At 73.7% G+C, this 14,686-nt stretch carries 12 protein-coding genes; 8 read left to right on the top strand and 4 right to left on the bottom strand.

Annotation, left to right across the window (positions count from 1 at the left end; genetic code table 11):
- Window position 1: 1 nt before the first annotated feature.
- Complete coding sequence (locus tag ACT3TZ_RS04490) at window positions 2-1,144, bottom strand: glycerophosphoryl diester phosphodiesterase membrane domain-containing protein (protein ID WP_444582193.1); 1,143 nt, start codon at window positions 1,142-1,144, stop codon at window positions 2-4.
- A 155-nt stretch (window positions 1,145-1,299) separates the two neighbouring features.
- Between ACT3TZ_RS04490 and mtrA the strand changes: the two genes are divergently transcribed.
- The 7 genes from mtrA to secA all read left to right on the top strand — a co-directional run bounded on the left by mtrA (window position 1,300) and on the right by secA (window position 11,672).
- Window positions 1,300-1,986: an MtrAB system response regulator MtrA gene (gene mtrA, locus ACT3TZ_RS04485; RefSeq protein WP_444582192.1), complete on the top strand. Its 687-nt coding sequence runs from the start codon at window positions 1,300-1,302 to the stop codon at window positions 1,984-1,986.
- Window positions 1,983-3,764: an MtrAB system histidine kinase MtrB gene (gene mtrB / locus ACT3TZ_RS04480; RefSeq protein WP_444582191.1), complete on the top strand. Its 1,782-nt coding sequence runs from the start codon at window positions 1,983-1,985 to the stop codon at window positions 3,762-3,764. The genes mtrA and mtrB overlap by 4 nt, the downstream gene beginning before the upstream one ends.
- Window positions 3,745-5,454 (top strand): LpqB family beta-propeller domain-containing protein, encoded by a 1,710-nt coding sequence (locus ACT3TZ_RS04475; RefSeq protein WP_444582190.1) that lies wholly within the window; start codon window positions 3,745-3,747, stop codon window positions 5,452-5,454. Before mtrB ends, ACT3TZ_RS04475 begins: the two co-directional genes overlap by 20 nt.
- Window positions 5,455-5,596: 142 nt before the next feature.
- Window positions 5,597-6,382: a ComF family protein gene (locus tag ACT3TZ_RS04470; RefSeq protein WP_444582189.1), complete on the top strand. Its 786-nt coding sequence runs from the start codon at window positions 5,597-5,599 to the stop codon at window positions 6,380-6,382.
- 148 nt (window positions 6,383-6,530) lie between these two features.
- Window positions 6,531-7,205 (top strand): ribosome hibernation-promoting factor, HPF/YfiA family, encoded by a 675-nt coding sequence (gene hpf, locus ACT3TZ_RS04465; protein ID WP_444582188.1) that lies wholly within the window; start codon window positions 6,531-6,533, stop codon window positions 7,203-7,205.
- A 181-nt stretch (window positions 7,206-7,386) separates the two neighbouring features.
- Entirely contained in the window at window positions 7,387-8,682 is a 1,296-nt protein-coding gene (locus ACT3TZ_RS04460) for a winged helix-turn-helix domain-containing protein (protein ID WP_444582187.1), read from the top strand.
- A gap of 137 nt (window positions 8,683-8,819) precedes the next feature.
- Window positions 8,820-11,672: a preprotein translocase subunit SecA gene (secA, locus tag ACT3TZ_RS04455; protein ID WP_444582186.1), complete on the top strand. Its 2,853-nt coding sequence runs from the start codon at window positions 8,820-8,822 to the stop codon at window positions 11,670-11,672.
- Between the two features lie 146 nt (window positions 11,673-11,818).
- On the opposite strand, the gene ACT3TZ_RS04450 is transcribed toward secA, so the two are convergent.
- Both ACT3TZ_RS04450 and ACT3TZ_RS04445 read right to left on the bottom strand, forming a co-directional pair.
- Entirely contained in the window at window positions 11,819-12,238 is a 420-nt protein-coding gene (locus tag ACT3TZ_RS04450) for an Rv3235 family protein (RefSeq protein WP_444582185.1), read from the bottom strand.
- Window positions 12,235-13,572 (bottom strand): LysM peptidoglycan-binding domain-containing protein, encoded by a 1,338-nt coding sequence (locus ACT3TZ_RS04445; RefSeq protein ID WP_444582184.1) that lies wholly within the window; start codon window positions 13,570-13,572, stop codon window positions 12,235-12,237. Before ACT3TZ_RS04445 ends, ACT3TZ_RS04450 begins: the two co-directional genes overlap by 4 nt.
- A 148-nt stretch (window positions 13,573-13,720) precedes the next feature.
- On the opposite strand from ACT3TZ_RS04445, the gene ACT3TZ_RS04440 reads away from it, so the two are divergent.
- Window positions 13,721-14,278: a hypothetical protein gene (locus tag ACT3TZ_RS04440; RefSeq protein ID WP_444582183.1), complete on the top strand. Its 558-nt coding sequence runs from the start codon at window positions 13,721-13,723 to the stop codon at window positions 14,276-14,278.
- 36 nt (window positions 14,279-14,314) lie between these two features.
- On the opposite strand, the gene ACT3TZ_RS04435 is transcribed toward ACT3TZ_RS04440, so the two are convergent.
- A complete protein-coding gene (locus tag ACT3TZ_RS04435) occupies window positions 14,315-14,563 on the bottom strand; it encodes a helix-turn-helix domain-containing protein (protein ID WP_444582182.1) in 249 nt (82 codons plus the stop codon).
- Window positions 14,564-14,686 lie beyond the last annotated feature (123 nt).

The raw sequence follows: 14,686 nt of genomic DNA, 5'->3' as shown, positions 1-14,686 counted from the left end.
CTCACATGCTCCCGTGCGCGGTCGCCGCGGCGCGGTGCTCGCGGGCGGCGCGGTCCAGCTCGATGTCCCAGGCCTCGTGGCGCATGCGCTCGTCGGCGTAGAGGGTGGTGACGCCGGCCGCGCTGAACGGCTGGATCAGCACGGTCGCGAGGTAGCCCGCGATCATCGAGCTGATGAGCAGGATCGCCATCGCGAGCGTGAGCTGGGTGAAGTTCGAGGTGACGAGCACGGCGAAGTACGCGACCATCCCGACGGTCGAGAGGGTCCCGGAGACCACTTGGGCGACGCCGCCCGCGATGAGCCCCAGCAGCAGCCAGATCCCCAGCACGCGCCAGACGCGACGTCCCCGCGTCAGGGCGAGCGAGCGTCCGATCGCGCGCAGCGGGCCGAGGTCCTCGACGGCCAGCGCCGGGGTCGTCAGCGCCGCCCGGGCCCGGACGTAGAGCAGGAGGAGGAGCGCGGCGAGCGCCCCGAGCACGATCGGGACGATGGTCCACCAGTGCGCCTCCTGGACCAGCAGCACCGGCAGCAGGCCGAGGCCCACGAGGATCAGCGCCGCGATCCCGGACACGAGGGAGACGACGATCTCGGCGACCACGGCGCGCAGGCCGCGACGGACCATGATCCGCCAGACCGCGCCGTCGGACACGCGCGCCCCGGTGGCCTCGCCGATCGAGATCACCGCGAGGGCGGTGACGACCAGCTGGGTCGCCACGAGGGTGATGGACGCGCTCGCGAACGAGGTCAGGAACGTCATCAGGATCTCGCCGTCGCCGAGCCCGGCCGAGCTCGAGACGGCCGTGGGGTCGTCGATCATGGTCTGCATCGAGCTCAGCGTGGGCATCAGGGCCGCCCCCGCCAGGACCGTGCTCAGCAGGTAGGCGATGCCGAAGACGATCGCCGAGATCGCGAGCACGGTGCGGGTCCGCAGCCGGTAGATGCGGGTCGCGGCACCGAGGATCTCCCCGACGCCGAGCGGGCGCAGGGGGAACAGGGGGGTGCGCTCGACGAGCTCGCGCCGCAGGGCCGCCCGCTGACCCTGGTCGTGCGCGTCGAGGCCCGCGTCGGCGGGGGCCGACGGTCCCTGGGGGCCGGACGGCTGCGTGCCGCCGGTCGATCCCGGTGCGATCCATCCCTGGCTCATCGCGTGTCCCTCCTCGGCGCGTGCACGGCGGCGCGTGTCCCGGGAGGATCCGGGTGCGCCTCGACGCCTGCCACCGTACGGTCCGCGGACCCTCGCGGTGACCCGACCAAGGTCGATGATGCAGGTCCGACCCGCGCCGATGGCACACTAGGGCCATGACGACTCCAGGACGGATCCTCGTGGTCGACGACGACATCGCGATCGCGGAGATGATCGGGATCGTGCTGCGCGGGCAGGGCTTCGAGGTCGTGACGGCACCGGACGGCGCCTCCGCGCTCGACGCCTTCGACCGGATGCGCCCGGACGTGGTGCTGCTGGACCTCATGCTCCCCGGCATGGACGGCATCGAGGTGTGCCGCGAGCTGCGCCGGCGCTCCGGCGTGCCGATCATCATGCTCACCGCGCGCACCGACACCGCCGACGTGGTCGAGGGGCTCGAGGCGGGCGCCGACGACTACCTCACCAAACCCTTCGAGCCCGACGAGCTGGTGGCCCGGATCAAGGCCCGCGTGCGCCGCAGCGAGGCCCCGAGCACCGAGCAGCTGAAGATCGCCGACCTCGACATCGACGTCGAGGGCCACGAGGTGCGGCGCGGCGTCGACATCATCCCGCTGACGCCGCTCGAGTTCGACCTGCTCGTCCAGCTGGCACGCAAGCCCTGGCAGGTGTTCACCCGCGAGGTGCTGCTGCGCGAGGTGTGGGGATACCGCCACAGCGCGGACACCCGGCTCGTCAACGTCCACGTCCAGCGCCTGCGGTCCAAGATCGAGAGCGACGTCGATCACCCGCGGATCGTCGTGACGGTGCGCGGGGTGGGCTACCGCGCCGGAACGGACGCGTGAGCGAGACCCCCCGCGACCCCTGGGCCGAGGGCTCTGGCCACGCCCCGCCCTTCGCCGTCCCGCGGCACCTGGATCCCCGGACGTGGTCGCTGACACTGCGCGTCGTCAGCGTCACCGTCCTGCTGTCGCTGCTGGCGATCCTCGCGGTCGGCAGCTACCTCTCGACCGTGATCGCCGACGGGCTCTTCGAGCAGCGCCGCGAACGGGTCCTCGACGAGGCGATGTCCACGCGGACCGACCTCGTGGGCACCCTGCAGGGGCTCAGCGGCGCCACCGCCACCCAGCAGCAGGACGAGGCCACGCGCTTCGTGCAGTCGGTGCGGGCCTCGGGCGGCGCCGTGGATCGCCGCGAGGCGGCACTCGTGCCCGTCGGCGCCATCGGGGGCGTCGCGGTGATCAGCAGCGACCGCTCCCTGACGCCGATGATCGACCAGTCCTTCGCGGACGCCGTGCGGGAGGCCCCGGACTCCCTGACCTGGCGCAGCGTCCCCATCGAGCAGGGCGACGGCACGAGCGTGCCGGGTCTCCTGGTGGGGACCCGCGTCGCCGTCGCCGGCGCCGGCGGCTACGACCTCTACATCCTGTACTCCCTCCAGCAGGAGCAGCAGACCCTCACCTTCGTCCAGCGGGTCCTGGGCGGCGGGGGCCTGGTGCTGCTGGCGCTCGTGGTGGGCATCGCGATCGTCATCGCCCGGATGGTCACCTCCCCGCTGCGGAGCGCCGCCCACGCCGCGGAGCGGATCGCGGCGGGTGATCCCGGGGTGCGGATCGCCGTGACCGGCGCCGACGAGCTGGCGCGGGTGGGGGAGTCCTTCAACGACATGGCCGACAACCTCGAGCAGAAGGTCGCCGACCTCACCGAGCTCTCGCGCGTCCAGCAGCGGTTCGTGGCCGACGTCTCGCACGAGCTGCGGACCCCGCTGACGACGATCCGGATGGCCGCCGCAGTGCTCGACGGCGCCCGGCGCGGGTTCCCGCCAGAGATCGACCGGACCGTGCAGCTGCTGTCCTCGGAGGTCACCCGGTTCGAGGCGCTGCTGACGGACCTGCTGGAGATCTCCCGATTCGACGCCGGGGCCGCGGAGCTCGAGGCGCAGCGGCACGACATGGGCGAGCTCGTGCGCCATGCCGTCGACGCCCTCGCGGTGCTCGCCGCGGACCGCGGCTGCGATGTGCGGGTCCACGTGCGCCCGGGGAACCTCGCGGCCGTCGTCGATCCGCGTCGGATCGATCGGATCCTGCGCAACCTGCTGTCCAACGCCCTCGAGCACGGAGCGCACCATCCCGTGCGGGTGGACGTCGCCGGCGACGAGACGGCCGTCGCGGTCACCGTCCAGGACTTCGGCCGGGGCATGACGCCCGAGGCCGCCGCCCACGTCTTCGACCGCTTCTGGCGGGCCGACCCCTCGCGTGCCCGGACCATCGGCGGCACCGGCCTGGGGCTGTCGATCTCCGTCGAGGACGCCCACCTGCACGGCGGCTGGCTCCAGGCCTGGGGGCAGGCCGGGCAGGGCGCCGTGTTCCGCCTGACCCTCCCGCGCCGCGCCGGGGGATCCCTGGCGGCCTCGCCCCTGCGCCTGCACCGCGCCTTCGATGCCGTGGCGCTGTCCTTCCCGACCGGTGCCATCGAGCTCAGCACCCGCACCGGCGAGCTGGACCTGCGTGGCACCCCGGGCCTGTCCACCGCACGCCCGGCCGACCTGCCGACGCTGTCCGCCGGCGGCTCGGCACCGACCCCCCTGGAGGAGGACGAGGACGATGACCAGCACCGGCCCTGAGCGCCGCCCCGGTCGCCGCGCCGTCCTGCACGCGGGCGCCGCCGGGACCCTCCTGCTCGCCGCCTCGGCGTGCGCCCGCATCCCGGACCGTTCCGGCATCACGTCGACGCCCGTCGACGGCGCCGCCGATCCCGGGTCGCCCTACGTCCAGCCCCGGCCCCCCGCCGACGGCGCGAGCCCGGCGGACATCGTCACGGGCTTCGTCCAGGCCGGCGTCGGTGGCGACGGGGACTACGAGGTGGCACGTCAGTACCTCACCGAGGACGCACGGGCCGCCTGGGACCCCTCCGCCTCGGTGACCGTGTACTCCGGGGACCGCGAGTTCAGCACCACGGCCGAGGGCGACAGCGTGCGACTGGCGCTGCAGGCCGTCGCGCAGGTCGATCACGCGGGGATCCGCACCGCCCTGTCGAGCCCGGCGGCGCGCGAGGTCGACGTGCTGGTCGAGAAGGTCGACGGACAGTGGCGGATCTCCCGGCCCCCGGCCGGGATCTTCCTGTCCGAGGCGGCCTTCGAGATCCTCTTCGCCCCGGGGCGCCTGTACTTCCTCGACCAGGGCCAGCAGCTCCTGGTGCCGGACCTGCGCTGGGTCACCACCCAGGACTCCGGGACCGCGCTGCTGCGGCTGCTCGCCGCCGGCCCCGCGCCGTTCCTCATCGGCGCCGTCGAGTCCGCCGTGACGAAGGACTCCGGGCTCGGGGACACCGAGATCGCCTCGGGGGCCGGCGGCGCCGCCCGGGTCCAGCTGCCCGCCGGGATCGCGGAGCTGCCCGCCTCCCGCCGCGCCCTCGTCGTCTCCCAGGTCCTGACGACCCTGCAGTCCCTGCCCTTCGTCGGCGACGTCCGGATGATCACGGGCGACCTGACGCTCACCAGCAACGACGCCTCGTCCGCGCGGCGCGACCTCCCGGGGCGCCGCTGGTGCGCCGCGGGCCCGCTCGGCATCGTCCGGGTGCCGGACGCCGGGAGCCGGACCACCCAGCTGGTCCCGGAGCTCTCCGGCCAGCTGGTCTCGGACCCGACGATCGCGCGCACGGCCCCCTTCGCGACGGCGCGCCGCCCCGACGCGAGCGCGATCCTCATCGCCTCGACCGACGGCTCCGTGCCGCTGCGGGAGATCCCGGGCAGCGGCCTGCTCCCGCCCCGGGTCGACGACGCCGGCTGGGTGTGGACCGCCGAGCAGGACGACGAGGGCGCGGTGCTGCTGCTGGCGATCGCCGGCGTCCAGGGGGACCGCAGGCTCCCCGTGCCGTGGCTCGCCGGGAGGACCCTGCGATGGATCGACCTGGCCCCGGACAGGACCCGGCTGCTGATCGTCTCGGCGTCCGGGGACACCGCGCGGCTGGACCTGTGCGCGACGGTCCGCGATGACCGGGGCATGCCGACCGGGCTCACCGAGCCCGTGCAGATCCCGCTGCCGCTGGTCGACGTCGTCCAGGCCACCTGGTACGACGAGATGGCCGCGATCGTGCTGGGCTCCGACGCGCAGGGGGCGCCGGCGGGCGTGGTGGTCGATGCCGCGACCGGCACGGAGCGTCTTCCGGCGCCTCCGGCCGGGACCCTCCGCCTCGCGGGCACCAAGGAGTCGGGCACCGTGTGCGCCTCCTCGGCGGACTCGGCCCTGCTGCGCAGCGACGGCTCCCAGTGGCGGCCGATGGAGGCCGCCGGGCGGGACCCGAGCTTCTACTGAGCGCCTCCTGATCTCCTGGGTGGGCCGCTCACGGGCCTCGCGTCGGCCGCTCGTGAAGCTCTCGTCCCCTCCCCACGAGGGTGCGATCCACAGCGGGCGCCGGGTGCTCCCGGCGGGGCGTCGGGTCGGCTGGGATGGATGCATGTCCTTCACACATGCTGGTCCCCGCGGGCGGGCGGCCGCCCTGCTGGACGGCCTCGTGGACGCGGCCGTGCAGGCAGGATCCCTGGTCGTGCCCCGCCAGTGCCCGTGCGGAGGCCCCGGAGCGGTCCCGTGCGAGGACTGCGCCCGCCTGCTCGAGAACCCTCCCGTGCGCGTGGATGCCGCCTGTCCCTCGCTCGAGCTCGTCGTCGACGCGGATGCCCGCACCGGCCGCCTGAGCACGGCGTCGCGTCTGCCGGTGCTCGCCCTGGGGCGCCACCTCGGGCCGCTGCGCGCCCTCGTCCTGGCCTACAAGGACGGCGGCGAGCTCTCGCTCGCGACCCCGTTCGCCGAGGCGATGCGCCCGGGACTGGAGCACCTGGACCTGACGCGGGAGCCCGCGCTGGTGCCCGTGCCCTCGACCCTCGCGCATCGGGTGCGCCGCGGCGAGGACCACACACGCCTGCTCGCCCGCCGGATCGCGCGGGGCACCGGCCTGGACGTCCATCCGGGACTGGGGCTGCGCGGACCGGGTCAGGCGGGCCGCGACCGTCGTGCCCGGCGGGCTCGTGCCGCCCCGTCCCGGATCCGGGTCCCGCGGCCCCGGGACCTGCCGCGCACGGCGATCCTCGTCGACGACGTCGCGACCACCGGAGCCACCCTCCGCGCCGTCGCCGACGCCCTCGACGCCAGCGGCTGCGAGACCGTGGGAGCCCTGGTCATCGCTGCCGCACGGCTCCCGGACGGACGGAACGGGACACCTCGGCCCATTCCCCGGGATCTGTGAGACCCACGCCACAGGACATGGCAGACTGGCCCGACCCCGGGGCCCTCACGAGGTCCGGACCCGCATGCGGAAGGAGGCCCGTCTCGACAGTGCCGCCGAGCGGCCGGGCGGATCCGCGGCCGCGTCCCACACCCCTGGAGGAATCGCCATGGAGATCAATGTCGTCGGACGCCGCATGGACGTCCCCGACCGCTTCCGTCGTCACCTGACCGAGAAGCTCGACAAGGTCACCCAGCTCGCACCCGCCGCACTGCGCGTGGACGTCGAGATCTCGCACGAGAACAATCCCCGCCAGAGCGAGCAGTGCGACCGCGTGGAGCTCACCGTCCACGACAGCGGCGCCGTCATCCGCTCCGAGGCCCGGGCCGACGACCTCTACGCGGCGCTGGACGTCGCCTACGGTCGGCTCCTCGAGCGGCTCCGCCGGGCGCGCGACCGCCGCAAGGGGCAGCGCCGGGGCCGCGAGCGCGCCTACGGCTCGGCCGCGAGCGTGCGCACGATGACCCCGGCCCAGGGGATCGAGGTCGCGCCCATCGGCGAGGCCGCCCCGGACGCCGCCGCGGCACCCCCGGAGCCCGAGAGCGCACCCGACTCCGGTGAGGACATCGCCTCCCAGGGCGAGAGCCCCGTGGTCATCCGCGCCAAGCGTCACTCCGCCGCGCCCATGTCGATCGATGACGCGCTCTACCGCATGGAGCTCGTCGGCCATGACTTCTTCCTGTTCGTCGACGCCGACTCCGGCAACCCCAAGGTCGTCTACCGCCGCAAGGGCTGGGACTACGGCGTGATCGAGCTGGACACCGCGGGGGCCCGCGAGGGCTGAGCCGACGGGCCGGTCGCTCGCGCGGGACGCCCCACGGCATCCACGGCGGGCGGACCGGCAGGAACCCGGCGGGCAGGACGAGGCGATCGTCCTGCCCGCCGGTTACCGTTGCTCCGGGTGGCCGCACCGCCCTCCGAGCACCCCCGAGCACAGGAGCGCGCACCGCCGTGGACATCGACGCATGACCGCCGACCGCCTCACCTGGGCCCAGGCCCGGCGGATCGCCCTGCGCAGCCAGGGGATCGGCGCCCGCCGCGCGGGCACGGCCCTGTCTGGTCGCGCCAGCCGCGAGGCCCTGCGGCGCACGGTGGCCCGCACCCACCTCCTCCAGATCGACTCGGTCTCCGTGTTCGCGCGCGCCCATCACCTGCCGGTCTTCACGCGGTCCGGTCCCTGGGATCCGGGCGTCCTCGCGCGGGCCTCGGCTCCCGGGCCCGCGCGCCTGCTCACGGAGTCCTTCGCCCACGAGGCCACCCTCGTGGAGCCCGAGGTCCACGAGCTCCTGCGGTTCCGCCGGGCCCGCGTGGCCCGGGCCGACTGGGGCGCCGTGCGGCGAGCCGCCGTCGCGGACCCCGCCCTCCTGCGCACCGTCGAGGAGCTCGTCGCGCGGGAGGGCCCTCTCACGGCACCGGCGATCTCGCGGCGGCTCGGGGACTCCCGGCGCCCCGAGACCGGCTGGGGATGGCGGCGCACCGACACCCAGTGGGTCGTCGAGTACCTCTTCCGCAGCGGCCGCCTGGACGGCGTGGGACGCACCGCGCAGTTCGAACGGCTCTACGGGCCGCTCGATGCGGCGCACGCCCCGGGCGCGGTGGGAAAGGACGACGGCGAGGAGCGGCGCGCCCTGCTCGAGCTGACCCGGCTCGCGAGCACCGCGCTGGGCATCGCCACCCCCGCGAGCATCGCGGACTACTTCCGGCTGCCGCGCGGCGACGTCGCCCCGGCGATCGACGCCCTGCAGGCCGCCGGCGAGCTGCGCCCGGTGACGGTCGCCCGCCCCGACGGCGACGTGCCGATGCTCCTGCGCGAGGACGCCCCGGCGCCCACGCCCCTGCGTGGCGGTGCCCTCATGAGCCCCTTCGATCCCGTGGCCTTCCATCGGCCGCGCCTGGAGTCGCTCTTCGACGTCGTCTACCGGATCGGCATCTACACCCCGCGCGAGAAGCGCACCCACGGCTACTACGCGCTGCCGTTCCTGCTCGGGGACCGCTTCGAGGCCCGCGTGGACCTCCGCGCCGACCGCGCCCGCGGCGTCCTGGAGGTGTGCGAGGTGCACGGCGAGCCGCTGCCCGCCCTCTCGCGCACGGTGCGGCGCCCGCCGTCCGAGGCGGTCGCGGCCGAGCTCGCCGCGGAGCTCGAGCGGGCCGCGCGCTGGCAGGGGCTCGACGCCGTCGAGGTCCTGGACCGCGGGGATCTCGCCGTCCCGCTCGCACGTGCCGTCCGGGACCTGGCAGGCGGCGCGCCGCCGGTCGCATGACGCGACGGTCGTCACGCCGTCCCCGTCCACGCCCGGGCGCACCGTAAGATGTGGTCGGCCCATCCACGACCAGCCGGACGTCCGCGTCCGGCCCGACGATCCGGCGACGGTCACCCCGTCCCGGAAGGGGAGCACGAGTGGCAAACCTCTTCGACACCATCCTGCGCGCCGGCGAAGGACGCGAGCTCCGACGGCTCGAGTCGTTCGCCAAGCGCGTCGGCGACAGCGAGGACGCCTTCACGGAGCTGTCCGACGAGGAGCTGCGCGAGGAGACCGACCGCTTCAAGGAGCGGCTCGAGGACGGCGAGACCCTCGACGACATCGCGGTCGAGGCCTTCGCCGCGGTCCGCGAGGCCGCCAGCCGCACCCTGGGCCAGCGCCCCTACGACGTCCAGGTGATGGGCGGCTACGCGCTGCACCGCGGGAAGATCGCCGAGATGCGCACCGGCGAGGGCAAGACCCTCGTGGCCACGCTCCCGGCCTATCTCAATGCGCTCGCCGGCAAGGGCGTCCACATCGTCACCGTCAACGACTACCTCGCCACCTACCAGAGCGACATCATGGGCCGCGTCTTCCGCGCCCTGGGGCTCACGACCGGCGTCATCACCAGCGGCCTGACCCCGCCGGAGCGCCGCGAGCAGTACGCCGCCGACATCACCTACGGCACGAACAACGAGTTCGGCTTCGACTACCTGCGTGACAACATGGCGCTCACCTCTGACGACCGCGTCCAGCGCGGCCACTTCTTCGCGATCGTCGACGAGGTGGACTCGATCCTCATCGACGAGGCCCGGACGCCGCTGATCATCTCCGGACCCGCCTCGGGCGACGCCAACAAGTGGTACGCGGAGTTCGCCAAGGTGGTCAAGCTCCTGCGGCGCGACCGCGACTACGAGGTCGACGAGAAGAAGCGCACCGTGGGCGTGCTCGAGTCCGGGATCGACAAGGTCGAGGACCACCTGGGCATCGACAACCTCTACGAGTCCCTGAACACCCCCCTCATCGGCTTCCTCAACAACGCCATCAAGGCCAAGGAGCTGTTCAAGCGGGACAAGGACTACGTCGTCCTCAACGGCGAGGTCATGATCGTCGACGAGCACACCGGCCGCATCCTCGGCGGGCGCCGCTACAACGAGGGCATGCATCAGGCGATCGAGGCCAAGGAGGGCGTCGCGATCAAGGCCGAGAACCAGACGCTGGCCACGATCACCCTGCAGAACTACTTCAAGCTCTACGACAAGCTCGCGGGCATGACCGGTACGGCCGACACCGAGGCCGCCGAGTTCATGAACACCTACAAGCTGGGCGTCGTCCCGATCCCCACCAACAAGGAGATGGTCCGCAAGGACCGTGTCGACAAGGTCTTCCGCACCGAGAAGGCGAAGTTCGAGGCCGTCGTCGAGGACATCGTGACGCGCCACGACCGCGGCCAGCCGGTGCTCGTGGGCACCACCAGCGTCGAGAAGTCCGAGTACCTCTCGACCCTGCTGTCCAAGCGCGGCGTGCCCCACGAGGTCCTCAACGCCAAGAACCACGCCCGAGAGGCCGGGATCATCGCGATGGCCGGCGCCAAGGGCGCCGTCACGGTCGCCACGAACATGGCCGGTCGCGGCACCGACATCATGCTCGGGGGCAACGTCGAGTTCATGGCCCACGCCGATCTCGCCGAGCGCGGCCTGGACGCCGAGACCGACCCCGAGGGCTACGAGAAGGCCTGGGACGAGGCGCTCGAGAAGGCCGAGGAGGCCGTCGGCACCCAGCACGACGAGGTCGTCGACCGCGGCGGCCTGTACGTCCTGGGCACCGAGCGCCACGAGTCGCGGCGCATCGACAACCAGCTGCGCGGCCGTTCGGGACGCCAGGGAGACCCGGGGGAGTCCCGCTTCTACCTGTCCCTACAGGACGACCTGATGCGCCTGTTCAACTCCGGGGCGGCCGAGACCCTCCTGGCGCGCGGCGGCGTGGACGAGTCGATCCCGCTGACCGGGCGCATGGTCTCCGGCGCGATCCAGCGCGCGCAGACCTCGATCGAGTCCCGCAACTTCGAGATCCGCAAGAACGTCCTGAAGTACGACGACGTGCTCACCAAGCAGCGCCGCACCATCTACACCGAGCGCAACACCATCCTGGACGGCGAGGACCTCGAGCCCCACGTCGAGCGCTTCCTGGACGACGTGATCGGCGGGTCCGTCGATGCCGCCACCGCCCGCACCAACCCCGAGGACGTCGAGCTCGAGGAGCTGTGGGGCAAGCTGCGCGCCGTCTACCCGATCTCGATCACGCCCGAGGAGCTCGTCGAGGAGGTCGACGGCAAGGAGAACCTCGAGGCCGATCGCCTGCGCACCGAGATCCTCGACGACGCCCACCTGGCGTACGAGAAGCGCGAGGAGGAGCTCGGCGAGGGCGCCATGCGCCAGCTCGAGCGCAGGGTCCTGCTCAACGTCATCGATCGCCGCTGGCGCGAGCACCTCTACGAGATGGATTACCTCAAGGAGGGCATCGGGCTGCGCGCCATGGCCCAGCGCGATCCGCTCGTGGAGTACGAGCGCGAGGGCCACTTGATGTTCGACGAGATGATCGGCGGCATCAAGGAGGACGCGGTCGGCTACCTCTACAACCTCGAGGTGCAGGTCTCCCAGCCGACCTCCGTCGTGCCCAGCGCCGTCAGCGACCTCGTCAAGGGGGTCGCCGCCGCCGGCGCCGCCGGAGTGTCGACCGCGCCCGCCCGGACGCCGGACGACGACTCCTCGGCCGAGGCCGATCAGGACGACGAGCACGGCGACGAGACCTCGGACGATGCCGCCGACTCCCCGAGGACGTCCATCTCCGCCGCCGAGGAGGCGGCCGTGATCACCGCCCGCGGACTCGGCGACGAGGTGCGTGCACGGGATCTCCAGTACTCCGGCTCCTCGGTCCAGGAGCGTCCGGCGGCCTCGAGGGCCGAGCGTCGCCGACGTGAACGCGCGGATCGCCGCAACAAGCGGGGCTGACGCCCGCGATCGGCCGGTCGCGCGATCCAGGTGATCGTCCGCGTCGGCCGGTCGCGCGACTCGGTGGTCATGCCCGTCGGCCGATCGTCCTGTCCTGGCGGTCCTGGCGGTCCTGGCTGTCCTGGGAGGTCCGACGGTTCCGCCGGTCAGCCGATCTCGAGGACGGTGACGCGCCACCCGCGGTGGCGCAGCTCCCAGCGCATCGCGACGAAGCGGGCACGACCGCCCTCGTGGAGCACGGCGCTGGCCTCCACCGCCGTGTCACTGACGACACAGGTGCGCACAGCGCGCAGCACCACCCGGCTGGGCAGCCTGTCCGCCGCACCGGGGCCCGCGGTGCCGTGCAGCCGGCGGGTCAGGGCCGCACGCCGTTCGAGCATCGCGGCGATCTCGGGCGTCACCATCCGGGAGAGCGTCGCGACCGGGCGCACCCCGCGGATGATCTCGACCGCGAACCGGGCGACGGTCTCGACCAGGCGGGCGGCGGTCGTCGGGTCCCCGAGGGCGAGCTGCGGGCCCGGTGTCGGCGTGGGGGCCGCGGCGGGGCGCTGGTCGGTGGCGGTCATGACGGCTCCTGGGTGTGATCGGTGGGATGCGGGGAGGTCGACGGGCCGGCGGCCGTGGTGAGGGATTCGGGCACGATCAGCCTCTGACCGGTCTCGATGTGGTCCGGGTCGGCACCGATCGTGTCGCGGTTCGCGGCATACAGCTCGGGCCAGGCGCGGGCGATCGCGGCGTCGTCGGCCGTCGGGCCCAGCTGCTCCTGGGTGATCCGCCAGAGGCTGTCGCCCCGCTCGACCACGACGTGCCGCTCAGCGGGCGGCACGGGCGCCGGTGCAGAGGTGGCCGCAGGTCCGGCGGGCGCCGGTGATGCGGCCTCGGGTGCGGGAGACCCGGCGTCCTCGGGGGCGGTGGCGGGAGCGGAAGGCTGTTCGCCCCACCCCAGCGGCGGCGGTGTGCTGTCGGGCGATGGGGAGCCCGAAGGGTCGGGATCCTCGACAGGGGCCGATGCGGCAGGGGCTCCCGAGGGGTCGGTACCGGACGCGGGATCGGCGCCGGGCGAAGGATCCGCGTCCGCGGTGGGGTCCGGGGTCGCGGGGTCCGTCTCGCCCTCGGAGGGGAGCGTCATCGGAGCCGGGCCGTCGCGGCGGCCGTCGGCGGTCGAGGACCCGGGACCCTCGTCGGAGGACCCGGAGGACCCGGAGGACCCGGAGGACCCGGACGACCCGGTGGGCGGGGTGGGCTCGGATACGTCGGTGGTCGCGCACGTGTCCGCCGTGGTCGGGGACGTGCCCGGCCGCGGCGCCGACGCGGCGGCGTACGTGCTCTCCGCCGGGCTCCCGGTTCGGACCGATGTCGCGCACGTGTCCTCGAACGCGTCCTGGGCCTGGGCCGGGCCGAGCGCGAGGCCGGACATCGCCGCCGCGAGAACCGTGGTGGCGGCCACGCGACGCGCCAGCCCCGGCGCCAGGACCCGGAGCGCCGCGTGCAGGAAGCGCCCGGACGTCCCGGCCGCGCCGACGGTGCCCGTGAGCAGGAGGACGGCCGACGCGAGCAGCCAGGTGAGCGCGAGGTAGCCGCACAGCACCGCGCCGACGCCGGCCACGAGCACGGCGATCGTCTGCAGCAGGGCGTCCTCCCCGGCCAGCCCCGGCAGGGCGGTCGCGAGGTCATCGGCCAAGGACCAGAGCACGAGAGCGGCCGCGGCGCCTCCGGTTGAGAGCATCGCGTAGCCGAGACCCGTCCGGCGTGCGCCCGTGCTCGCGGTCCCGGACTCCGAGGTCCCCGCGGGTGCGGTCCCGGCGTCCGGGGCCGCCGCGGCTGCGGTCCCGGTCGGCGCCTCGCGTGCCTCCAGTGCACCGGGCACCGTGCGCCCGGTGGTCGCCTGCAGCTGTTCCACGGCCTGTCCTCCTCCGCTCGGTGATCCGTCCCACCCCGCGTCCGACGCCGATGATGACGTTTGATGCAGTTTGGTGCGATTGGGTGTGATGTGAACCGTAGGGGCTTCGGTGGCCGCGCGCAAGAGGTCGCGTGATTACAGTGAGCGCATGTCCCTGGAGCGGATGTTCGAGGATCTCGAGGGGCGGCTGGCCCACCTCGAGGCACAGCAGATGCGCGCGACCGCCGAGGATCTGGCGCGCGGGGAGCGCGCCCAGGTCCCGCTCGTGGACCGGCTGCGCGGGGCGATGGGCGCCCGGCTCGTCGTGCACGGAGAGCCCGGTGTCGTGGTCGACGGCAGGCTCGCGGACGTCGGCGACGGCTGGATCGGCCTCGTCGAGAACGCGACGGCCGCGCGGAACCTCGTGCCCCTGGGCGCCATCACCCACATCGAGGGTCTCGCGGCCCGCGTGCGTCCCGAGGACCCCGCGCCCCTCGGGCGCCAGAACCTGCGTCAGGTGCTGCGGGACATCTCGCGTGACCGCTCGGTCGTCCGGGTCGCGACCCGCGCGGCGGTGATCACCGGGCGCATCGCCGGGGTGGGTGGCGATGCCATCGATCTCAGCCGGAGCCCGACGGGGGAGCGCGGCGCGACGGGCCGATCGGCCGCGATCGCGGACGTCACCGTGCCTCTGGGGGCGATCCTGCTGGTCACCGTGTCGGTCTGATCGCGCCGACGGGACCGCTGCGCGGAACGAGGGGGGTCAGTGCCCCGCGGCGGGAGTGCGGGACCGGTCCTCGTCCCGGCTGCGCTCCTCGACGAGCTCGCGCTCCGTCGCGTCGTACTGACGCTGGATGTAAGCCTCGAGCTCGGTGATCTCGACCCGCCATTGGCCGCGTCCGCCCACCTTGATCGCCCGCAGCTCACCGGAGCGCACCAGCGCATAGGCCTGGGAGGCGGAGATCGTCAGCATCTCGGCCACGACGGACAGCGGGACGAAGCGGGCGGGCATCCGGACTCCTCTGCTAGCACTCGTGCGAGCACTCGACGGTGCGATGACACATTCTCGCACCGGGAGGGCCCCGGCACGGCCGTGTCGAGGCCGCTGTGGACGACTCCTGTCGCGGTTGTGCAC

The sequence above is a fragment of the Brachybacterium sp. AOP25-B2-12 genome (genome assembly GCF_052378625.1).
Classification (GTDB): Bacteria; Actinomycetota; Actinomycetes; order Actinomycetales; family Dermabacteraceae; genus Brachybacterium.
This window is presented reverse-complemented; position numbering and strand designations above follow the sequence as displayed.